Origin of the sequence: Pseudolactococcus raffinolactis NBRC 100932 (assembly GCF_001591765.1) — a bacterium.
GTDB lineage: Bacteria > Bacillota > Bacilli > Lactobacillales > Streptococcaceae > Pseudolactococcus > Pseudolactococcus raffinolactis.
The window spans coordinates 1-20418 of sequence record NZ_BCVN01000018.1 but is presented as its reverse complement, the minus strand read 5'-3'; the positions used below and the strand labels follow the sequence as shown (position 1 = coordinate 20418).

20 protein-coding genes are annotated in these 20418 nt (G+C 39.9%); 3 read left to right on the top strand and 17 right to left on the bottom strand.

Going from position 1 to position 20418, the window contains the following annotated elements; translation table 11 throughout:
• The first annotated feature begins 18 nt into the window (after nucleotides 1-18).
• Nucleotides 19-633: a TetR/AcrR family transcriptional regulator gene (locus tag LRA01S_RS06535; protein ID WP_061774849.1), complete on the top strand. Its 615-nt coding sequence runs from the start codon at nucleotides 19-21 to the stop codon at nucleotides 631-633.
• Between the two features lie 69 nt (nucleotides 634-702).
• Here LRA01S_RS06535 and LRA01S_RS06530 read toward each other — a convergent pair whose 3' ends face one another.
• From LRA01S_RS06530 to LRA01S_RS06515, 5 genes are all read right to left on the bottom strand, one after another.
• Entirely contained in the window at nucleotides 703-1554 is an 852-nt protein-coding gene (locus tag LRA01S_RS06530) for a M20 metallopeptidase family protein (protein ID WP_306301680.1), read from the bottom strand.
• The gene (locus LRA01S_RS11380; RefSeq protein ID WP_306301679.1) at nucleotides 1505-1894 is read right to left on the bottom strand and encodes a M20/M25/M40 family metallo-hydrolase; all 390 of its coding nucleotides are present in this window, start codon (nucleotides 1892-1894) and stop codon (nucleotides 1505-1507) included. Before LRA01S_RS11380 ends, LRA01S_RS06530 begins: the two co-directional genes overlap by 50 nt.
• Nucleotides 1895-2009: 115 nt before the next feature.
• Nucleotides 2010-3314, bottom strand: a complete 1305-nt coding sequence (locus LRA01S_RS06525; protein ID WP_061774832.1) for an MFS transporter — start codon at nucleotides 3312-3314, stop codon at nucleotides 2010-2012.
• Between the two features lie 136 nt (nucleotides 3315-3450).
• Nucleotides 3451-4053 carry a class I SAM-dependent methyltransferase gene (locus LRA01S_RS06520; RefSeq protein ID WP_061774831.1) on the bottom strand — a complete coding sequence of 201 codons (603 nt, stop codon included), beginning with the start codon at nucleotides 4051-4053 and terminating at the stop codon, nucleotides 3451-3453.
• On the bottom strand, nucleotides 4046-4624 hold the full coding sequence (locus tag LRA01S_RS06515) for a GDSL-type esterase/lipase family protein (protein WP_061774830.1): 579 nt from the start codon (nucleotides 4622-4624) through the stop codon (nucleotides 4046-4048). The genes LRA01S_RS06520 and LRA01S_RS06515 overlap by 8 nt, the downstream gene beginning before the upstream one ends.
• Nucleotides 4625-4903: 279 nt before the next feature.
• On the opposite strand from LRA01S_RS06515, the gene coaA reads away from it, so the two are divergent.
• A complete protein-coding gene (coaA, locus tag LRA01S_RS06510) occupies nucleotides 4904-5824 on the top strand; it encodes a type I pantothenate kinase (RefSeq protein WP_061774829.1) in 921 nt (306 codons plus the stop codon).
• A gap of 31 nt (nucleotides 5825-5855) precedes the next feature.
• Here the strand turns inward: coaA and LRA01S_RS06505 are convergent, their stop codons facing one another.
• Entirely contained in the window at nucleotides 5856-6506 is a 651-nt protein-coding gene (locus LRA01S_RS06505; RefSeq protein ID WP_061774828.1) for a type I 3-dehydroquinate dehydratase, read from the bottom strand.
• A 3-nt stretch (nucleotides 6507-6509) separates the two neighbouring features.
• Complete coding sequence (locus tag LRA01S_RS06500; protein ID WP_061774827.1) at nucleotides 6510-7646, bottom strand: class I SAM-dependent rRNA methyltransferase; 1137 nt, start codon at nucleotides 7644-7646, stop codon at nucleotides 6510-6512.
• A 240-nt stretch (nucleotides 7647-7886) separates the two neighbouring features.
• On the opposite strand from LRA01S_RS06500, the gene LRA01S_RS06495 reads away from it, so the two are divergent.
• Nucleotides 7887-10052, top strand: coding sequence for an LTA synthase family protein (locus LRA01S_RS06495; protein WP_061774826.1), 2166 nt, complete (start codon nucleotides 7887-7889; stop codon nucleotides 10050-10052).
• A 144-nt stretch (nucleotides 10053-10196) separates the two neighbouring features.
• Here LRA01S_RS06495 and LRA01S_RS06490 read toward each other — a convergent pair whose 3' ends face one another.
• The 10 genes from LRA01S_RS06490 to LRA01S_RS06445 all read right to left on the bottom strand — a co-directional run bounded on the left by LRA01S_RS06490 (nucleotide 10197) and on the right by LRA01S_RS06445 (nucleotide 20180).
• A complete protein-coding gene (locus LRA01S_RS06490) occupies nucleotides 10197-10967 on the bottom strand; it encodes an SDR family NAD(P)-dependent oxidoreductase (protein ID WP_061774825.1) in 771 nt (256 codons plus the stop codon).
• Nucleotides 10964-11710: an amino acid ABC transporter ATP-binding protein gene (locus LRA01S_RS06485; protein WP_061774824.1), complete on the bottom strand. Its 747-nt coding sequence runs from the start codon at nucleotides 11708-11710 to the stop codon at nucleotides 10964-10966. The genes LRA01S_RS06490 and LRA01S_RS06485 overlap by 4 nt, the downstream gene beginning before the upstream one ends.
• Nucleotides 11694-12464, bottom strand: a complete 771-nt coding sequence (locus LRA01S_RS06480) for an amino acid ABC transporter permease (RefSeq protein WP_061774823.1) — start codon at nucleotides 12462-12464, stop codon at nucleotides 11694-11696. The genes LRA01S_RS06485 and LRA01S_RS06480 overlap by 17 nt, the downstream gene beginning before the upstream one ends.
• Nucleotides 12464-13177 (bottom strand): amino acid ABC transporter permease, encoded by a 714-nt coding sequence (locus tag LRA01S_RS06475; protein ID WP_061774822.1) that lies wholly within the window; start codon nucleotides 13175-13177, stop codon nucleotides 12464-12466. The genes LRA01S_RS06480 and LRA01S_RS06475 overlap by 1 nt, the downstream gene beginning before the upstream one ends.
• Before the next feature lie 26 nt (nucleotides 13178-13203).
• On the bottom strand, nucleotides 13204-14085 hold the full coding sequence (locus tag LRA01S_RS06470) for a transporter substrate-binding domain-containing protein (RefSeq protein WP_061774821.1): 882 nt from the start codon (nucleotides 14083-14085) through the stop codon (nucleotides 13204-13206).
• A 29-nt stretch (nucleotides 14086-14114) separates the two neighbouring features.
• Nucleotides 14115-15116 (bottom strand): uroporphyrinogen decarboxylase family protein, encoded by a 1002-nt coding sequence (locus tag LRA01S_RS06465; protein WP_061774820.1) that lies wholly within the window; start codon nucleotides 15114-15116, stop codon nucleotides 14115-14117.
• Between the two features lie 455 nt (nucleotides 15117-15571).
• On the bottom strand, nucleotides 15572-15826 hold the full coding sequence (locus tag LRA01S_RS06460; protein ID WP_061774819.1) for an LPXTG cell wall anchor domain-containing protein: 255 nt from the start codon (nucleotides 15824-15826) through the stop codon (nucleotides 15572-15574).
• 35 nt (nucleotides 15827-15861) lie between these two features.
• Nucleotides 15862-16467 carry a hypothetical protein gene (locus LRA01S_RS06455; protein WP_061774818.1) on the bottom strand — a complete coding sequence of 202 codons (606 nt, stop codon included), beginning with the start codon at nucleotides 16465-16467 and terminating at the stop codon, nucleotides 15862-15864.
• Between the two features lie 51 nt (nucleotides 16468-16518).
• Complete coding sequence (locus tag LRA01S_RS06450) at nucleotides 16519-17058, bottom strand: hypothetical protein (RefSeq protein WP_061774817.1); 540 nt, start codon at nucleotides 17056-17058, stop codon at nucleotides 16519-16521.
• A gap of 248 nt (nucleotides 17059-17306) precedes the next feature.
• Nucleotides 17307-20180, bottom strand: a complete 2874-nt coding sequence (locus LRA01S_RS06445; protein WP_061774816.1) for a mucin-binding protein — start codon at nucleotides 20178-20180, stop codon at nucleotides 17307-17309.
• Nucleotides 20181-20418: the final 238 nt, after the last annotated feature.

The window sequence follows — 20418 nt, the reverse complement described above, 5'->3', positions numbered from 1 at the left end:
CAGAAAGAAAAAGAAAACATGACAAAAAAAGTTGATTTACGTGTTAAACGTACAAACAAACTCATCACCCAAGCTTTTATCAAATTACTACGTTCTAAAACTTTTGATAAAATTACGATCAATGATATTTCAGATGAAGCCATGATCAATCGCGCGACTTTTTACAGCCATTTCAAAGACAAATTTGACTTATTTGAGCAAATCATTGACAAATTTTTAGGTGAGTTCGCTGCTGTTCTTGATGAAGAAAATCTCATCGAGAAAAACTCTGTCAATGTCAAAAAAATAGAAGGTTCTCTTGCGACTTTTTATGAATTTGTTCAGGAAAATCCTGATTTGGCTCGCATTATCGTAACCCACAGCAACACAGAAATCCTGTCTGAGCGCTTATTAGCTATTTTGTCCGAACGATATTCCGAGATTTTTAATGCGCTAGATGTCCGAAATGATAACTTAAAAATCCCAACTGATTTCGTGGTATCGTATATCACTAGCATCTTTGTCGGCACCTTGAATTGGTGGATTGGACAAAAAAATGACGAGATGACAGCAAGTGAATTTGCTGCGCTCGTCATTAAATTGATTTCAAATGGTCATTTAACAGTACTTGGCGTCAATATTAATCGAGATTAGTCTGTGTTTATAGATTAAAAAATGTCACCTCTTTTGCTAACTCATGAGGTGACATTTTTGGTTTTTAATTTAATCTACCATCAAATCTTTGACTAATTGAACGAAGACAGCTGTGCCAACTGGCAGACTCTCATCAGCCACCTTAAATTCTGGTGAATGGTTGATGTGACCGTAACCATCTTTTGCTTCACCACCACCTAGGGCAAAGAAACAGCCAGGCTTGACATCTGTATAGGCTGAGAAATCTTCCCCACCCATCATGTCAGGGACTTCAAAAACTCCTGTTTCGCCAACAACTTTGACAGCACTTTGGCGAAGAGCGTCCATTTCAGCTGTTGAATTCACGACTGAACTATAACCGTACATGAAATCAAAATCATAGGTTGCACCATATGCTTCACAAATCCCTTTCACCGTTTGCTCAACCATGTCTCGCATTTGGGTCCGAATTTCAGGATTTCGTGTCCGGATACTGGCTTTGATCGTTGCCGTATCAGGGATGACATTATTTGCATGACCTGCTGAAAATTGCCCCCAAGAAATGAGGCCTGCAGCCAATGGTGAAATTCGTCGTGCAATGATGTTATTGCAGTTTGAGATGATTTCAGCACCAATAGTAATAACATCAACTGAAGTTTCAGGCGCCATCGCATGTGCCCCAACGCCATGGATCGTCAAATTAAGAGAATCAGAAGAGGCAGTCAAAGCTCCGTATTTATAGCCAATTGCACCTGTCGGTATCATTGGGAAAATGTGCAAACCAAAGACTTGATCCACATCATCCATGACACCAGCTTTAACAAATTCAACTGCGCCACCGGGTGGTAATTCTTCCGCTGGTTGGAATAAAAATTTAATCGTCCCTGCAATCTCAGCCTGCATTGGTGCGATCATCTTCACTGCACCCAACAGGATAGACATGTGGGTATCGTGACCACATGTGGGTATCGTGACCACATGCGTGCATGACGCCATCATTTTGTGAAATGAAGTCAACATCTGTCTCCTCTTGGATTGGCAATGCATCAATGTCTGCACGTAAGGCGATCGTTTTACCTGGCTTACCACCTTTTAAGATTGCCACAACACCTGTTTCAGTCGGACGTTGCAATTCCAGATTTGGGAATGTTTCTAAGATAGAACTCAGATACTCTGTCGTTTTAAATTCTTTGAATGATAGTTCTGGATGGGCGTGCAGATAGTGACGCCAAGTCACGATATCTTGCACAGGAACTTGTGCGAGTAAAGCGTCAGTTGTCATTTGTTTTCTCCTCCATTTAGCCCATTAGGTTGGGCCTGTCTCAATTTTATATTAGATTGCTAAGGTTGTCCTTAGTTGATCTCTTCATTTTTAAACATGAATCATCTTAACTTGCTTAGAGTTCCTGCTGCATTAATTCCTCAGCTTCAGTCATCACAGGTGTTGCTTCGATTGGTGTATAATGCTTTGGTACGAAACGAATTGCGACGGCAAAAAGTAAGCCAACGACTAAAAATGATGTGAATACACTAGCATAGCCACCTGTTTTCTCAACTAAAAAACCAATTGAGTAAGGTGCGATGAAGCCACCTGAAATACCACCCATGGCCACACAAGCATAACTTGGCGCAAACGCTTCAGGTTTGAAGCGTTTCAAAGGTAAACTCAACAAGGTTGTAAAGGCGATGGCATAAGATAAATCACCAATTGCAAAACAAATGGTCATTGGCACCATATTAATGGCACCACCATGTGGCACCTGAAAGGCTGAAAAAAGCGCAACAGAACCTAAAATTGCAAAAAAGGTAATCACATCACGTTCTTTATCCGCAAAAAACTTACCGACGATATAACTTCCACCAAGTGCACCAATCAGAAAGAATGCGCCTGCTACGGAAGTCATTTTTCCTTGCTGCGTCAAGGTAAATCCGACTTCATCACTTGTTAAAAATGATGGCGCCCAATTAATCACGCCATACATAACTGAATTTACAAAGAAGTCACAGATAAGCAAGAGCCAGACAAGTTTGTTAGACAAGATTTTACTTAGTGATACCTGATGCATCACTTTTTTATCATGACTTATGGTCTCATCTTTTCTGGGACTTGGGATAACTGTAATAAGGATCAGCCCGATGGCAAGTGCAATGACCGTTAAGATGATGTAAGTTTGTTTGTAACCAAGATTTTGAACAGCTGGTGAAACAAAAATTGGTCCTAAAATACTAGCAATCCCAGAAGATGACAGTAAAATGCCATTGGCAAATGTTCGCTGAGAAACTGGGACATTTGCTTGCACTTCTTTACTACAACTCTGCGTATAGCCGGAGTGAGCCAGTGCACCAGATAGGAAGCGAATCAGTACAAAATAAATAACTGAGGTCCCAAAACTAAAGAGCGCCGCAAAAATGCCTAAGATAAAAATACTAGCCGTTATGATTTTCTTAGAGCCAATCTTAGTGTTGAGAAAGCCCATAGGCACTTGCATGATGGCATAGCCCAAGAAAAAAGCACTCATGATCATCCCTTTTTGAGATGGTGTGATGCCTAAATCTTTCGACATGGGCACTAAACTGATACTAATGGATAATTTATCAATATAAATCATCGTATAGCCTAAAAACATTGAAGCAATAAGCACGATGGTTTGTAAAGTTGATTGACCACCATATGTCGGATTAACTGAACTTGCTTTAATCATATGTGAGATTTCCTTCTAAATAAAAACACTACTTGTTATATATGTAAAAACTTAACATAACTATTATTGTAGCACCTTTTTATTAGAATTGGAAATAATTATCATGAAACATATGATATTTTAACTCATTAAAAACTCAGACTTTGTAAGATTGTAAAATAAAATAACCTTTTTCCTTGGTAATAACCTCACAATTACCGAAAACTTCTGTCATTTTATTCTTAGCACTCGGTGCCCCTTGTTTCTTTTGGATGACGATGGTCAGTGTGCCGGCTACATTTAAATGGTCATAGGCACCTGAGATAACGCCATGCACCACGTCTTTTCCTGCGCGAATTGGTGGATTCGAGACGATATTATCAAAAGTCCCCGATACATTAGCATAGAGATTAGACTGGAAGATGCTTGCTTCGACACCATTTTTTTGTGCATTTTTCTCTGCTAAGGCTAAAGCCCGTAAGTTAACATCAATCAAGGTAGCGGTAACGCCCTGTACTTTTGCCAAAGTCAAGCCCATGGGCCCGTAACCACAGCCAACGTCTAAAAGTGTTGACTTTTCAGGGAAATTAACGGCATTTAAAAGGACCTGACTGCCGAAATCAATCGCTTTTTTGCTGAAGACGCCGGCATCGGTTGTAAAGGTCATTTTTTGACCAAGCAAGACGACGTCTAGTTGGTGAAGATCGTGAGCGGCATCAGGATTTTCGTCGTAGTACATTTTTTGAAATTTTTCAGACATGAGATTTGGCAAGCTCCCGTGATTTGAGATCGACTGCGATCAGCGATGTGACTAGTTCGTAACCATCTTGTGAAAAGTGAACGCCATCTGAGACGACAAACTCGTCAGAACCCGGATAGACAGTCATGGCATGGTTGAGGTCGACGATTTTAGCACCCGTTTGCGCCGCAACTGCTTTAGCTGCTGCCACATACTGCGCAACATTTGCATTACTGCGCCCCGGCATCTCGTGGGTCGAGGCAATGGCAGCTTCATTGACGTAAGACGGTGTTAAAATTGATGTTTTGTCAGCACCTAGTGCTGTGACAAAAGTTGTCAGGTTAGTGGTAAAATCTTCCACTGACACTGCATGGTGTTCAGCAGCATCGTTAGCACCAAAGAAAATATAGTTATAATCAGCATGCGCTGCAACGACTTGTTCTAAGCGTTTTAAGGCATCAGAAGTATCTTCACCAGGTACGGCAAACAAGTCAACTTCTCCAGGAAATCCCATCCGATTTAAAAAGTCTTCTGTCCAGGTTTTCATGTCAATTTTCGCTGAAATTGAATCACCAAACACTGCTACTTTCATTTTTTGTCCTCTTTTCGTATTTATTCCTATCCTTTATTTTAACATAGGACAGAGATTTTATGGGATTTTGACATGGTGTATTATAGAGACTTTTCTGGTGTTAGCTCCAGATCAGATGTTTTAAAATTGAAAATTTATTCATATTCATTCTATTAACTTGGTAAGCGTAACCATCCAATAGTAGCATTGATTATCTTTTTTACCCTGTCAAAATGCTAGTTTCATAGATTTGTAAGCGTATTCTGGTAAATCAAATCGGATTGTGGTAAAATTATTTCTATGGAAACTGAACTGATTAATTATGAAAAAATCACACGCCATATCTGGCAAAATCTCTATAAAAAAACGCTGCCAACATTGACCGAAGCTGAGCTTGACAACATCAAGTCAATCAATGACGAAATCAGCGTCCAAGATGTCAATGATGTCTATCTCCCTTTGGTTCAACTCATTCGCATCTACAAAAAAACGATGAATGATCTCAGCTTTTCGAAAGGCCTATTTCTCCAAAAAATTGCGGATAGCCAACCCTTTATCATCGGGATCTCAGGTTCCGTTGCCGTTGGCAAATCAACGACAGCACGTTTGTTACAGCTCCTTTTATCACGGACTTTTAAATCATCAACTGTGGGACTTGTGACAACTGATGGCTTTTTATACCCCAACCAAATCTTAACTGAGCAGAATATTCTTCATCGAAAAGGATTTCCTGAGTCCTATGATATGGAAAGTTTAATTCGCTTTCTATCTGAGATTAAGTCTGGGAAAGATGTTGAAATTCCTGTTTATTCGCATGAAATCTATGATATTTTACCCGAAAAAACCTTGGTCAAGTCACCGGATATTTTGATTGTTGAAGGAATTAACGTCTTTCAAAGCACTCTCAACAAACGCCTGTATATCAATGATTTCTTTGATTTTTCAATCTATGTTGATGCAACAGAAGCCAACATTGAGCGCTGGTATCTTGAACGCTTTAAAACACTATTAGAGCTTGCCAAAAAAGATAGCAACAACTATTATCATCAATTTACAACCCTATCCAGTGACGAGGTGCTAAAAATGGCACGCGATACTTGGAAAAAAGTTAATCTCGTCAACTTACGAGAATTTATTGAGCCCACACGAAGTCGTGCCGAAGTCATTTTGCACAAGGATAAACGCCACAAAGTCGATAAAATTTATTTGAAAAAATACTAAAAGGTCTGATACCCTGTATCAAACCTTTTTTCTATTGAAATATCTCGCGAATCTTAACCACGTCCTCAAGGCTCAACTGACCAGGCGCACTGGTCGCGCCCATCGATGCAAAGGTCCAACTACTGCCAAAACTATCGCTTGCTACTCGAGTCATTTTCCCAAGTTCACCCATGGCCATGGTCACTAAAGTCAAGTTCGGATGTGCTTCAGAAAATCGTAAGGTTTCAGTCATCAACCTTAGGACATCTGATTGCTTTTGTGGCATACCTGCAAATTTGACAATTTTGGCTCCTGAAGCTGCCATTTTGGATAAAATGTCTGGCAGATTTAGAGGAATTTGCGTGAAATCATGATAAGACACAAGGGCATTGTCTGGTAATGTTATTGCAGAAAACTTTAAAATTTCAACATCGATATAAGTAAATACTGTCGAAAACTGTTGCACTAAAGTAGCATAATCCTCGGCTGATATAATAGTTTCTGCTTTATCTTCTGTCCGATAGGTGAAGATAATCTCTTGCTTCGGGAACTGAGCCTTGACGTCACGCGCTGCTTGTTCTAAATCAGCCATTGGCATAAAGTCTGCTCGCCATTCGATCAAATCAGCAGCAGCGTATTGGATAGTATCAAGTTCAGCGATTTCAGCCAAACTTTTGGGCATGATCGGCACAACTATTTTCATGCGTTACTTAACCTCCAATACGAAGACTTTAAGGTAGTCAGACTGAGGATCAGAAGGATTGGTCGCAAAGTCTGCTGGTAAATCAAATGCTTCAATCACGTCAAATTTCTGAGTGCCAAAGCCTTTTTTTAGTTCATCCAAAAAGTCTGCACGACTGAGTCTAGCGTGATTTGTCGAGGCGATAATTTTACCGTGACGATTCAAAATTGGTAACGCATCTGCGATGAGCTGGTGATAATCCTTGGCGACTGAGAAGGTCATTTTTTTATTACGGGCAAAACTTGGTGGATCGATAACGATCAGGTCGAAGCTTAGTTTTTTTCTAGCAGCGTACTTGGCGTATTCAAAGACGTCCATGATATGAAATTTGTGGGCATCAAGTGCTAGGCCGTTGACTTTAAAATGAGCTTCAGATAGCTCCCGTGAGCGTTTAGCCAGATCGACTGAGGTGGTTGACTTGGCACCACCCATGGCCGCAGCAACTGAAAAGGCCGCGGTATAAGAAAACAAATTTAAAATATCCTTGCCGGCTGCTAGGTGTTCGAGTAAAGTACCTCGCACTTCATGCTGGTCTAGAAAAATACCAGTCATGAGACCGTCGTTTAGGAAGACTTGGTACTTGACGCCGTTTTCCAAAATGATGAATTTTTCTGGTGCCATTTTGCCGTAAATATGGCTTGAGATTGGCAATTTGCTCTCAAATCGAACCTTTTCATAAGCGCCCAAAATTTCTGGAAAGACGATTTGAAAAGCTGTTAAAATTTCATTTTTTAAGGTATAAATAAAGGCGTTATACCAACTAAATAGGGCATAATCCTCATAGATATCAATGCTCATACCACCAAAGCCATCACCATCCTGATTAAAGACGCGATAGGCTGTCGTCGCCGTATCTTGTGCATAGGACTGGCGTTTGTTTTTGGCATCTGTCAAAAGTTGGATAAAGTCAATTGATTTCACTGCCCAACCAATTCCTTTATTTTGACGTGAAAAATAAGCCTGGCTAAGCAGTTGATGATCAAAATAGAGTTCAGCAAAGCCTTCTGAGTAGGTATTCCCCGGAAAATCACGCGCATCTAACACAGCAATCCCTTGGACAATTTTTTTAGCAGCATATTTGTTTATCGTTAATTTAGTCATTACTCTAAATTATACACAAAATTTTCCTTTATTGCTATGTTTTACGGGATATCCAGATATACAAATGGTGGTTTGGTTTATGAGATATCCTAATTTTTTCATGAAATTTCAACACACACACATCAAAATTTGCGAAAAAGACTAAAAAAGCGTAAAATGAAAGAAGATATTTTAGGGAAAATTTTGTCAGTCACTCAAGTTTTGACTTCTGCGACTGGCTACTAAAAGGAAACTACTAACTTGTTAAAGAAATTTTCAAACATCGTTTCGACACGGCTTGGATTTACAGCGTTTTTAGTCATTTTATTTTGGCTTAAGACTTTATTTGCATACTTTTTTAAATTTGATTTGGACTTTGATAACTCCTTTCAAATTTTATTAGCAATTCTCAACCCCATCTCTAGCTCACTGTTACTGATTGGTCTTGCGCTTTATGCTAAAAATACCAAGCTTTACTATATTCTATCCATGGTCATCTATATCGCTTTGACTGCATTACTGTTTGCTAACTCAACCTATTTTGGTGAATTCACAGATTTTATCACCATTAATACGATGTTAGCAACAGGTAAAGTTTCAGCTGGTCTAGGTGAATCTGCTCTTAACCTGTTCAATCTCGGGGACCTAGTCTTTATCGCTGACTTCGTTTTAATCGGCATCCTGATGTGGCGTAAAGTCATCCGTTTTGACCAAAGAGCATTCAATAAACGCGCTAGCTTCGCGATCACTTCGCTGTCGATTCTAGCCTTTACAGTCAACCTCTTCATGGCTGAGATTGATCGGCCTGAGCTCTTGAGCCGTGGTTTCTCTAACACTTACGTCGTCCGCTACCTCGGACTTGTACCATTTACAGTTTATGATGGGGTCAACACCTACAAAACTAACCAAGTTCGCAAGGAAGCCAAGGCGACTGATGTCGACGAAGTCAAAAAATTCATCACCGACAACTACGCCAAACCAAATCCTGAGACTTTCGGCATTGCCAAAGGCCGAAACGTCATCTACATCCATCTGGAAAGTTTCCAGCAGTTTTTAATCAACTACAAACTCAAAGTCACCGACCCTGAAACCAAGGTCGAAAAAGATTACGAAGTCACACCGTTTCTCAATTCTCTTTTCAGTTCAAAAGAAACCTTTGCTTTTGATAACTTTTTCCACCAAGTCAAAGCCGGTAAGACTTCCGATGCTGAAACCCTCATGGAAAACTCTTACTTTGGTTTAAATCAGGGTTCATTCTTCGTCAGCAATGGTGGCAAAAATACCTTCCAAGCAGCACCTGACATTTTAGGACAGGTTGGCGGCTACACCTCTGCCGTTTTCCATGGCAATGTCGGTTCCTTCTGGAATAGAAATGAAACTTATAAACGCTTAGGTTATAATTACTTCTTCGATCAGACATACTTTGATGTCGATAAATCAAATTCTTTCCAGTACGGTCTACATGACAAATACATGTTTGGTGATTCCATCAATTACCTAGAACATTTACAGCAGCCGTTCTACACGAAATTTATCACAGTATCCAATCATTATCCTTACGTCCAATTTGACGGTGATGAATCTGGTTTCCCATTGGCTAAGACTAAAGATGAAACCATCAATGGTTATTTTGCAACTGCTAACTACCTAGACTCTGCTGTTAAAGAATTCTTTGATTATCTAAAAGCTTCTGATGTTTATAAGAACTCAGTTATTGTGCTATATGGTGATCACTACGGGATTTCAAACTCTCGCAATCCTGACCTGGCTGAATTGTTAGGTAAAGAGAAAGAAACTTGGTCCAACTATGATAACGCGATGCTCCAACGCGTACCATACATGATTGTTGTACCAGGTATGGATCAAGGTCATGTCAATCACACCTACGGTGGCGAGATTGACAATCTGCCAACCTTGTTACATCTGCTAGGTATTGATAGTAGCAAGTATCCTGAACTTGGTCAAGATTTACTGAGTCCTGACCATCGAAACTTACTCGCTATGCGAGCAACTGACAACTGGGTTTCTCCGACATTGACCAATTATTCTGGTCGCATCTATAAGACGGAGACGGGTGAAGAAATCACCAATCCCGATCCCAATACCAAAAATGAAATTGATACCAATAATAAGAAAACTGAAGAGTTATTGAAGATTTCTGATGCCATTACAACAGGGGATTTAATTCGTTTCTGGCCTAGTGATGGCTTAAAAACAATTGATCCCAATGACTATTCTTATGTCAAGGGGCTGCAGAAGGCTAAGGCCATCGAGAAAAAACTTGGAGATAAATCGACCTCTATCTTTTCTAAAAATGGTGACAAGTCAACTAAAAACCTATGGAAAACTGAGACTTTCAAAGAACTGCACCCTGAACTTGATACTGAAAAATCAAGCGAGGCATCTAATAGTTCGAGTAAAAAATAAGGTGTCCACATAAAAACAGATTAGCCCACGCTAGAGCTAATCTGTTTTTTGTATGCTGTTTGATGCTGCCAAGATAGTGTTTTCCTGCTAGACTCTAACTAAATGCTGAGCACTAATCTATTCTTTTATGTTTAATTTCCACGACTACTGTAGCAGCCAGCCACCATCAACAGAAATCAGTTGACCTGTGATATAACCTGCTTCAGGACTAGCCAAAAAGACAGCTTGTTGGGCAATATCATCTCCTGTGCCACGTTTAGATAAGGGTAAACGGTCTACCAAGGCTTGATAAACATCCGGATCACTATACTTTTCTCGTGTCATATCGGTATCGATGCTGCCGGGTAAAATCGCATTGACCCGTATGCCTTGTTTACCGAGACTTTTTGCTAAATTTTTCGTGGCCTTGTTAAGCCCGGCCTTGCTAACACCATAGATGAGATTACGGTCTTCATCAAACTTTGAGGCAATGGAGCTGATGTTAATGATACTGCCAAATGTATCCTGTTTGGGGACAAATTGGCTAGCGAAGGCTTGTGATAATAAGATAGGCGCAATTAAGTTGACTTGAAAGACACGGTGAATATCAGTCAAGTTAATCTCTGACAGACTGGCTGCTGCCGAGATGCCAGCGTTGTTGACCAAAATATCGACCGTCTCGCCCTCTAACAGATTGCTAGTTTGCGTGAATAAATCTGAAGCATCGGTTAAATCAGCCAGATCCAATATTAGGCCTTTGACCGTTTGTCCCTCATCATCTGAAAACTGTGACAATGCCTGAGTCAAAGTTTCCTCTCGAGTAGCTGTGATCACTACTTTAGCGCCTTTGTTCGCAAAGCGACTGGCTATGGCAAAGCCGATTCCCCGTGATCCACCTGTAACCAGGACATTTTTACCTTGAAAATCTTGACTCATGATACTGCTCCTCCAATTATTCTGGCCAAAAATTGTTGCGTGCGTTCTTCTTTTGGAAACTCGAAAATTTCCTCAGGGCGGCCTTGTTCAACAATCACCCCACCGTCCATAAAAACGACTTCACTTGCTACTTCTCTAGCAAATCCCATTTCATGTGTGACAACAACCATGGTCTTGCCTGCTTTAGCCAGCGACTTCATGATAGCCAGTACATCACCAACAAGCTCTGGATCGAGCGCGCTGGTCGGCTCATCAAAGAGGAGTACTTTTGGCTCGGCTGCAATAGAGCGGGCAATACCAACACGTTGCTGCTGACCACCTGAGAGTTGGCTAGGATAGTGATGGGCAAACTCACGCAAGCCAACCTTTCCCAAAACTTCTTGGGCAATGACACTGGCTTCATTCTTAGAGAGACCAAGACCATAAATCAAGCCTTCGGTAATATTTTGTTCAGCAGTTTTGTTAGCAAACAAATTATAGTTTTGAAACACAAATCCAGTATGCTTACGAATCGATCGGACATCCTGCTTTGTCGCCTTAGCAATCTCAATCGCCTTACCGTCTAGCTCAATTGTGCCCGAATCCGCTGGCTCTAAAAAATTGATACTACGCAAAAGCGTCGTCTTCCCCGATCCCGAAGGGCCTAAAATCACAACCACGTCACCTTGGTTGACCGTCAAATCAATCCCTCTCAAAACTTCATGACTACCAAATTGCTTGTGCAACTTACGGATGTTCAGCATACAAAACTCCTTTCTCTAGCGCGACCTTCTCAACGCGTAACTTTTCTACTTGCTTGGGTACCATGCGTCTGTCTAGGGCAAAAAAGGCGGCTAGCTTTTTGAAAACGAGCTGAATCCCAGTACATATCAAAATGTAGATGGCGAAGATCACCAGATAGCTTTCGGCATAATTATAGCCATAACTGGCTTGAATTTTTGCAATGGCGGTGATATCTTTCACGGTCATGACAAAAACAAGCGACGTTCCTTTGACTAGTGTAATTGCTAAATTACACAAATTCGGCAAACTCGAAACTAAAGCTTGGGGTAAAATAATCCGCGCATAAATATGAAAAGTTGACAGATTAGCCACCTTGCCCGCCTCAAACTGTCCACCGTCAATGGCGAGTAAGGCCGAGCGAAAAATCTCAGCGACTGCTGCAATAGCAACCAGTAAAAAGACAGTACACGCGTAAAATAAAGGATTGACTTTAAAGATATCAATGCCGATATCATGTGCTTTGAAAAAAGTATTGAGGAAACTTGGAACAAAGCTGTAAAAAAGTAGAATCAAAAGAATTAGCGGTGTCCCTCGAATGATCAAAGTGTAAAGTCTCGCCAATTGACTGAGGACAGGGATTTTTTTTTGCCGTGCAATGGCAAACAATAAACCTAAAGGTAGGGCAGCAATCAAGGCAAAAAACGTGATAAAAAGTGTTATTGGTACGCCTTTCAAGCTTTCAAAAAAGGTTGCAATTAAATAATCTATAGCCATTAAGTTTGTCCCTCCAATCTTTGTCCTTTATGTCGGCTGAGCCTTTTTTCTAACTGGAGACTCCCACCTTCAATCACAAGTGCGATTGTCCAGTAAACTAAGGTAACTGCTACATAAGTTTCTAAGCCAAAATTACCTAGATTTCTGGAAATGATGTTTTGCGCCTGTCCCATGATATCGACATAACCGATCATATAAGCTAGCGACCCTTCTTTGAGCAAGGTCAATAAATTATTGGCAATATTGGGTAGTGCCACAACTAGAGCCTGAGGCAAAATGATTCTGAAGAAAGTTCTGGTCTCAGATAAACCGCTCACTAAGCCCGCTTCAGTCTGTCCCTTTGGAATTGCCAAGTAGGCTGCTTCAAAAGTCACAGCGATATTAGCCGAAAACAAGAGGACTAGTGCACTAATGACAAATACAGACTTTGACCAACCGTTGATATCGATCAAAAAGATAGCCTCGATCAGTTTAGGAAAAGCATAGAAGACCAAAAAGATCAGAACAATCGGTGGTGTACAGCGCATGGCTGAGATGTAGTGACGAGCTATAGTGTGCTTGACGCTCCCAGTTTGTAAATGCCATTTAGCAAGGATCAATCCTAATATGGATCCTAAAAAGGCAGTCAAAACAACGATCTCTAAAGTTTTAGGAAATTTTGAGAGAATATCCGGCAAAACTGACCAGACGCGCTCCAAATGAAATGGAATCATAGTGTTTACCTCACCTCATGAGTGACTTAGTCCTTTATGTAAGAAAAGACATCCTCACCGAAATACTTCTTAGACAGTTTTGTCAACGTCCCATCAGCTTCGAGTTCTTTTATCGCTTGATCATAGGCTTTCGCAAATGCTTCATTTGTCGCATTTTTATGAATGATCGGATAAGTCGGAATCCCTTTATAGGGCACATAAGACAGCTTGTTGGCATAGTCGTGATATGGACCATCAGCAGCGAGCACTGAATTATCAAAGCTCAGTTTAATGTCAAAGAATCCGTCATAACGGTTTTCTAACAACCAAGCGTAGGCATCACTAATCGTAAATTGATCGGCTGCATCTAATTTGATTGGCGTCTTAGGATGGGCAGCGTTAAAGTCTTCGATGACCTTATATTGGGCGTTTTGTGGGCTAATCGGAATCAGCTTGCCGTTCTGTTTAGCAAAGTCTTCTAAGTTGCTATATTTGGCTTTGTCCGCTGTCCGGTAAGTCAAACCGATAACTGATGCCGCGATTTTTTCTTGAGGAATGATAAACTTCTGCTCACGTTCTGGTGTTTTCCAAGCTCCCTTAGTCCCAATATCATATTTGCCAGACTCTAGGCCAATCAGCAAATCTTCATCACTAGTGGGGTTATAGTTGAATTTGTAATCCGGTAGTTTTTTATCCACTGCCTTTAAAACTTGGACTTCAAACCCGTCTGATTCTCCTTTATCATTGACAAAATCGTAGGGTTTGTAACTTTGCGTGTGCGCGACTTGTAAGACTTTCTCGACTTTTGCTTTAGCACCAGTCGTCGGTATTTTTTTACTCTGCGTTGTTCTAACAGCAACAATGGCACCGGCTGCAATTACAACTGCTGCACCGATTAAGACTTTTTTATTTTTATAGAATTGACTCATAGACGATCTCCCTTTAATTGATGTTAAGTTTATACGGTAATAGGTTGTTTAACAGCTGCTTTTCGTGCTGCTTCCAGATGTTTTAAGTCGATATCCCGTGGGACGGTGCAATCTGCACCAATCAAAAAGCGGGTATCATCACCAAAGGCAGTGATGATAGCTTGTGTCGCTGCAGCGATATCATCTATTGTCCCTTGGTAAAGGACATCTTTTGTCGTATTACCAAAACCACCTAATAACACTTGATTTGGGAATATCGATCGACCTTGTGATAAAGTAACACCTTCAACTGCTGTTGCCCAATTGACAATATCTGCGGGATAATCCGAGAAATCAGTCAAACGGTTGCTAGCACCTTCATAACCACAGATATGTAAAACGTTTGTCCCACCAGCTGCTTTAGCAGCCTTCAAAACGGTGAGATCACTTGGTTTGACCCATTGATTGAAAATCGTTTGATCAGATGTACTTTGGATGTTCTGCGTACTATAATAGATGCCATCTGCACTACCTTGCTTGATCACCGCTACTGCTAAGTCTGCGATATCTTGACTTACGATATCAAAAATATGCTGGATGGCCTGTTTACTGTGACCATTGACAAAGTTAACGAGCTGGTCATCACCGCCCAAGGCAAATTTGAGATAGGTAGCGGGTGCAAAGATATTATAAAAAGAAAAAATATCTTCGCTGAACTGGGCGTGTTGAGATTTAACGAGTGCAACTTGTTCAGTAAGCCAAACATAATCCTTACCGATTGATGTGACCGCTAAGAGTTCATCATCAGTTGACGTGCGCCAGTTGGCAGCATTAGGATAGTGGAAATAGCCATCACTCATGAGTTTAATAAAATCTGGCTCAAAATTTAAGATAAATTTTTGATGGCCCGTCACATTATCAGCGATTAAATCAGCTTGACTGGTGGCCTCAACCAACTCATCTTCGAAAAAATGGTACCAAAAACCGGTTGGAATCCGGTCAACTGCTTCGCCATCCAAAACGGCTTGAAATCGTGTTCTCTTTTCTGACATCGTCAAATCCTCCTAAAATATGGGTTGCTAGCTAATGCTTGTTATTATTTTAACCGCGTTTTCTCATCTCAGACTTTCTTTTTTTCAATCTCGGGTTTCATATTTTTTAATGCCCCCTATCTTTTGATTAGATTATCAATATAGAAACGATTTTTTAACCAATTTCGCTTTGTTTCTCACGAAATTCGTTATGCTGTTTTACAATGTATCAAAAAAGCTACACGGAAATAGACTAAGGCCACTTTCAATTAATATTGAAGATTGCTCATAGTCTTTTCTTGAGGACTTTTGTCCCAACCTTTAGAAGTTAATTCTTTATCGAAACGAAATCGTTGATCATATTTTGTAGATTATTTCCCCAAAAAACCAAAAAGAACTTTTCTCCATTACTGGAGAAAAGTTCTTTACTTGGATATTCTATCCTGGTCAGTAAAGAGTAGAGGTTAAAAAAATATCTATACCTCAGCATTTACACTAGAATTTTCTCTAGATTTAAAGACAAGGAACAAGCTCAGACAAAATAACCCTATCATCAATAAGCCAATTTGTTGCAAATCACCTGTGTGTGGTAAAAAACCTGAGTTTTGGGGTGGGACTTGCTCTTGGACTATATAGTGAGGTGGTTCATCACTTGTTTGAGGTAAATCTGGCCGATCAACTTGTGGTTCCTCTAGCCCTAATTGACCTAAGACGGCTATTTCATTTGTCATGAAATCTCCTCCTTTGATGATTTAGAAATCATTCATTAAAATTTAACAGCTTCGAATTTAAGGCTCAAAGTATAAGCAACTTTTACAGATTTAGATGCTGTCGCTGTACCACTGTATGTGAAGCTAGCTTTGTTGTTAACTGCTGCACCTGCTGCTGATGCTGTATCTGCAGCTGCGTATTGGTCAACGTTGTTTGCCAATGTAATCAATTCAGTAGCTGGTGCTTGAAGTGCGCCTGCTGAAACCAATTTAGTACTTGGTGAAACTGCTGCGTTACCAGTTAAATCAAGGTTCAAATCAAAGTCAGCTGGCAATGCTGGGTTAGCTGAATCAGCAGTGAAACCTGCAACAGAGATTGTCACTGGACGACCTGAATTGTTAGTGATATCGTATGTTGGTGCTTTGATAGCAGCATCGTTTGTTTTGTTATAGAAGATTGTTTCAGTAGGAAGTGTTACGTTAATCCAATCTTTATCTCCTTCGGGAATAGTAGCTCCTGGATCTGTATTGTCAGCACCCAATGTACCGTTGACAGTGATATCAGCGTCAGTTTCTGCAATGATGTTTTGATCAGCTGATACAGCTTGTGCGCCTGCAAATACAGCAGTTGAAACGAGTAAAGTAGATAGTAATTTTTTCATGATATTCTCCATTAATATATAAATAATAAGTGATAGACTAACAACCTTGTGTTAGCTGACAATAATATTGACCGCTGCAGCAACCTCGCCTTTCTTAGCTTTTGTTTTTGAATCATATAAACTAAAGCGGGCTGTTGCTCGATAGGTACCTTTTTCTAATTTCTTCTCTAGCTGGACATTACTCACCTCCTCTCCTGGCTCAATCGCACCAGACGTATAGATGACAGCTCCAGTTTGATCGTCAGTAATAACAACATTGACCGGATAGACATTTGTCTGGGGATTCTTTATATTAAGTTTGCCTTTTTGAGACTGACCGTCAATTTCAGCTTTTGATCCAATCATCATGTTGAATTGACTGGCATCAGCCTTTTTTTGGGCAAATTTAGCAATTTCTTTATCAGACATTTTTTTGGCATCTTTATTTTTGGGTAAAAAATCTCCACTAATGACTGATACATTTTCTTTGGGTTTATTCAAAAAGAAATGATAAACCCCATAGCTACCTGCAACTAATAAAAGACAAAGTAATAAGATAAGTAATCTTTTTTTCTTACTCTTTTTCTCTTCTTGAGGTGCTTCGTGTTTCATAGCTAACTCCTATTGTCTTTATATTTTTCTTCAATTCATTCCGCTACTGCCAATATCATTAAAAATTTCAAGAACTGAAGTGAAGAAATAGGGCTACAGTCAAGTAGAATCATCGCAATTTCGAAAGAGGGATATCGCTTTGCAAGCTATAGACGCAAAACTTCACTGTAGCCCTATTTCTTCACTTCAAATATCAATCATTTTCTTATTTAATTGGTTTCAAGTAACTAATGAATTAATTATTATGTTTAAAATTTAACATCTTCAAATTTTAGACTTAACGTGTAGCCCAACTTCAAAGTTTTTGATGCTTTTGCAGCCCCACCATAAGTAAATTCAGCAGCATTATTAACAGGTGAACCACTTGTGATTGCTGCATCAGTAGCACTATATTGGTCAAGACAGTTGGCTAGTGTGATTAACTCACTATTTGACACTTTAATCAAGCCGTTCTCAATCAGTTTTGCACTTGGCGTAGTGACTTTATTACCACTCACATTAAGATTTAATGCAAAGTCTGATGGCAAGGTTGAATTACTTAATTCAGCAGCAAAACCATCAATACTTATTTTGACAGGAAGTCCTGAATCATTGGTAATCGTATAGCTAGAAGCCTTGATCATAGCATCTGTTCTTGTGTTGTAGAAGAAAGTATCCGTTGGTAAGGTAATGTTGATAGTCTCATCAATCGCATATTCAACGCTACTCTCTAATACTTCGCCATCTTTAGCTTTACTATAATGAATAGTTGTATTTTCAGTTAGGTTGGCAGTATAGCCTTTGATATTAGGAACTTCTGGTGACTTAAACTCAACTTTACCATCATGCGCTACCTTGGCATCTGAATGACTTGACTCATATTTATGCGCTTTTGGATTTTGATTGATATCTCCATCTAGTGCATATTTATCAAAATCAGCAGTAATCACATCCCCAGTATGCTTATCAATAAAATGATTATAAGTAATATTAGACTTTGTCTCATAGTCTTGAGGGGCTGTTACAAAGCCATTTTTAATCGTATAAGCAACTTTATGTGTGATGTCTTTTGATTCTAGATTATTTTTTGAATCGTGGACCAATCCCACTACATAACTTTGGTCAGTTGTCGTATCAGCATCAAAATGTTCAGAACCATCTGTGAAGGTATTGGATTTAAGAACAAAGCCTTTAGATTGATAGTCTGCAATTTTAGAAGCAGTCTCGTAATTATTGATTGCATCATTCGACAAGCCATCAACCTCATCAGTATGAAGTTCTTTACCAGTAGTCAAATCTTGATAGACAATTTTTGCTTTTTGTGGCTCAGCTTGATAAGTAATCGTATGAACCTGAGGTGCACTATCTGTTGTAGCTTTTAAGTTATTTGTTTTATCGGTTGCTTCACCTGGAATACCTTGTGGTGCTTGAGCATCAGTAACTGGTACACCATCAACAATGACACGATATCCTGGAATTGCATACTCGCCCTCAATCGCAGCAAAGTCTGTGTCTGTTTTCGACACTTGTTTCTCAGTCGACATTGTGCCATCTGGCTTCGTAATGTTTAAGATACGCTCTTGAACAGATGGCATCATGTAAGTACCAACGACTTGTTCTTGACTATCGGTTGTATTTGTACCGTTTGCGGTATCATCCATGGTCATGTCAAAGTCGACAGTTGACCCATCTCCATCATAAGTCGGATTCTTAGCATCTCCTGTGATTTCATTGAGGTAGTAATACCCTGAAACCCCTGGTACATTGACAGATAAGTTCTGTTTAGTCACACTTTTGATTGCAACATTTTCGTTTGGATCCATTTTTTGACCAGTTAATTTATTGGTCAGTTCAACAAAACCTGTTTGTACGTCGCGTTGATAAGTTACGACTACTTCTTTATCTCCACCTACGCTTGGGTTTTGACTTGCTTGATAAGTATAACCTTGAGGCATATCAGGTTTATCATAGTAGTAAGGTGTCGTCGTATCCTCATTACCAATTCCTAAGCGGCCACCGCGAGGCATTAAGACTTTAGATGACGCAGCCAGTTGATTGCCTGCATCATCTCTGAAGTGTACGGCACGTTCTGCTGTAAGATAAGTTCCGGTTACAGAATTTACAGTTGTGTTACTTGTCTTTTTAGAGGCACCACTTCCTGAGTCATTTCCGTTACCAACAATTCCTAAGTAAACTGGCGCAGATTTGTCAATTTTATACTCAACTGTTGCGGATTTACTATTTTTATCTTTTAGCCATTGTTGATAGTATTGACCGATACCGATATCAGCAGTACCTGAATTATGCTTATAAGTTACTTTAAGGATACCAGATGCTGCGTTATAATTGACAGTAACTTGGATTTTAATATTAGTCCTATTCTTCTCAGTCGTATTTAGAAGGACAAAGTCACAATCCGCATATTTAGAAGGACCTACTGCTGCAATTCCATTTCCAGAAACCCGGCTATAGTCCGTACCACTGGCTAACGTCGCTGCGTAACCTACGACATTATGAAATCCAGAAAAAATCATATAATGTCCAGTGTAATATGAACTACTACCACCAAGTTCCCATCTAAGGGCACCAGATGAACCAGCTTCATTTAAGCTTATAGTACCCAGCTTGTTAATAACTTCGTTTGATGGTACATCTGAAACATAAAGTCCTGCTGCGGCAATACGAGCATCAGGGACAGTTACCTCACCTGAGATAGAGAAATCCTTAGCTGGATCCAACGGCTGGTTAAATGCAGCGATGGCATTTGATTCTTTACCAGAAGGAATCTGGAAGACAGGGCCAACGAACTTCGGCTTGATAGAACCGGTCACTTCAATTTGGGCATTATTAGAAAAGTCTGTCCCGACTGTCGCAGGAACGGTAAAATCTCCGACACTGGCATAAAAATCTGGTTGAAGTACTTCACCTCGTGCCAAGATGCCTGGTGTATTAGCTATCGCCTCTACAACCTCACTACCGAAACTTTTTTGGATATAAGACAATACCTTAGGTGTAACCCCTGTTGCTTCTAGTGCTACACCACCTACTACGGCGGCTAAAACTACGCTCGCATAAATCCAGTGTTTCCCCGACTTCCATGACCGGTAATTCGTTTGTTTTGTGTCATGTTTAAAATCTTTCACGACTAATACTTCCTCCTTCTATCCCCACAATTTTAGTTTCCTGACGATAATCGTTGCTTCTTTTGAAGTTAACTTGGGCAAAAATATCGTCTATCTACTTAGGTGACAGTGAAAAATTTCCCACACGATTTAAAGTACAGTCTTTATATTTGAACATTTTACCCTTATTAACATAAAATTTATGTTACCTTAATAAATTGGCATTAGCAATAAAACGCCTTTCATCATTAGATTTTTA

Excerpts from the sequence above, each read along its gene's own strand:
- LRA01S_RS06520 (WP_061774831.1), bottom strand. The coding sequence starts at position 4,053 with ATGTCTGAAAAATTTCAAAAAATGTACTACGACGAAAATCCTGATGCC.
- LRA01S_RS06470 (WP_061774821.1), bottom strand. The coding sequence starts at position 14,085 with ATGAGTCAATTCTATAAAAATAAAAAAGTCTTAATCGGTGCAGCAGTT.
- LRA01S_RS06490 (WP_061774825.1), bottom strand. The coding sequence starts at position 10,967 with ATGAGTCAAGATTTTCAAGGTAAAAATGTCCTGGTTACAGGTGGATCA.
- LRA01S_RS06450 (WP_061774817.1), bottom strand. The coding sequence starts at position 17,058 with ATGAAACACGAAGCACCTCAAGAAGAGAAAAAGAGTAAGAAAAAAAGA.
- LRA01S_RS06485 (WP_061774824.1), bottom strand. The coding sequence starts at position 11,710 with ATGCTGAACATCCGTAAGTTGCACAAGCAATTTGGTAGTCATGAAGTT.
- LRA01S_RS06480 (WP_061774823.1), bottom strand. The coding sequence starts at position 12,464 with ATGGCTATAGATTATTTAATTGCAACCTTTTTTGAAAGCTTGAAAGGC.
- LRA01S_RS06455 (WP_061774818.1), bottom strand. The coding sequence starts at position 16,467 with ATGAAAAAATTACTATCTACTTTACTCGTTTCAACTGCTGTATTTGCA.
- LRA01S_RS11380 (WP_306301679.1), bottom strand. The coding sequence starts at position 1,894 with ATGACAACTGACGCTTTACTCGCACAAGTTCCTGTGCAAGATATCGTG.
- LRA01S_RS06475 (WP_061774822.1), bottom strand. The coding sequence starts at position 13,177 with ATGATTCCATTTCATTTGGAGCGCGTCTGGTCAGTTTTGCCGGATATT.
- LRA01S_RS06460 (WP_061774819.1), bottom strand. The coding sequence starts at position 15,826 with ATGACAAATGAAATAGCCGTCTTAGGTCAATTAGGGCTAGAGGAACCA.
- coaA (WP_061774829.1), top strand. The coding sequence starts at position 4,904 with ATGGAAACTGAACTGATTAATTATGAAAAAATCACACGCCATATCTGG.
- LRA01S_RS06530 (WP_306301680.1), bottom strand. The coding sequence starts at position 1,554 with ATGTCTATCCTGTTGGGTGCAGTGAAGATGATCGCACCAATGCAGGCT.
- LRA01S_RS06535 (WP_061774849.1), top strand. The coding sequence starts at position 19 with ATGACAAAAAAAGTTGATTTACGTGTTAAACGTACAAACAAACTCATC.
- LRA01S_RS06465 (WP_061774820.1), bottom strand. The coding sequence starts at position 15,116 with ATGTCAGAAAAGAGAACACGATTTCAAGCCGTTTTGGATGGCGAAGCA.
- LRA01S_RS06505 (WP_061774828.1), bottom strand. The coding sequence starts at position 6,506 with ATGAAAATAGTTGTGCCGATCATGCCCAAAAGTTTGGCTGAAATCGCT.
- LRA01S_RS06525 (WP_061774832.1), bottom strand. The coding sequence starts at position 3,314 with ATGATTAAAGCAAGTTCAGTTAATCCGACATATGGTGGTCAATCAACT.
- LRA01S_RS06500 (WP_061774827.1), bottom strand. The coding sequence starts at position 7,646 with ATGACTAAATTAACGATAAACAAATATGCTGCTAAAAAAATTGTCCAA.
- LRA01S_RS06515 (WP_061774830.1), bottom strand. The coding sequence starts at position 4,624 with ATGAAAGTAGCAGTGTTTGGTGATTCAATTTCAGCGAAAATTGACATG.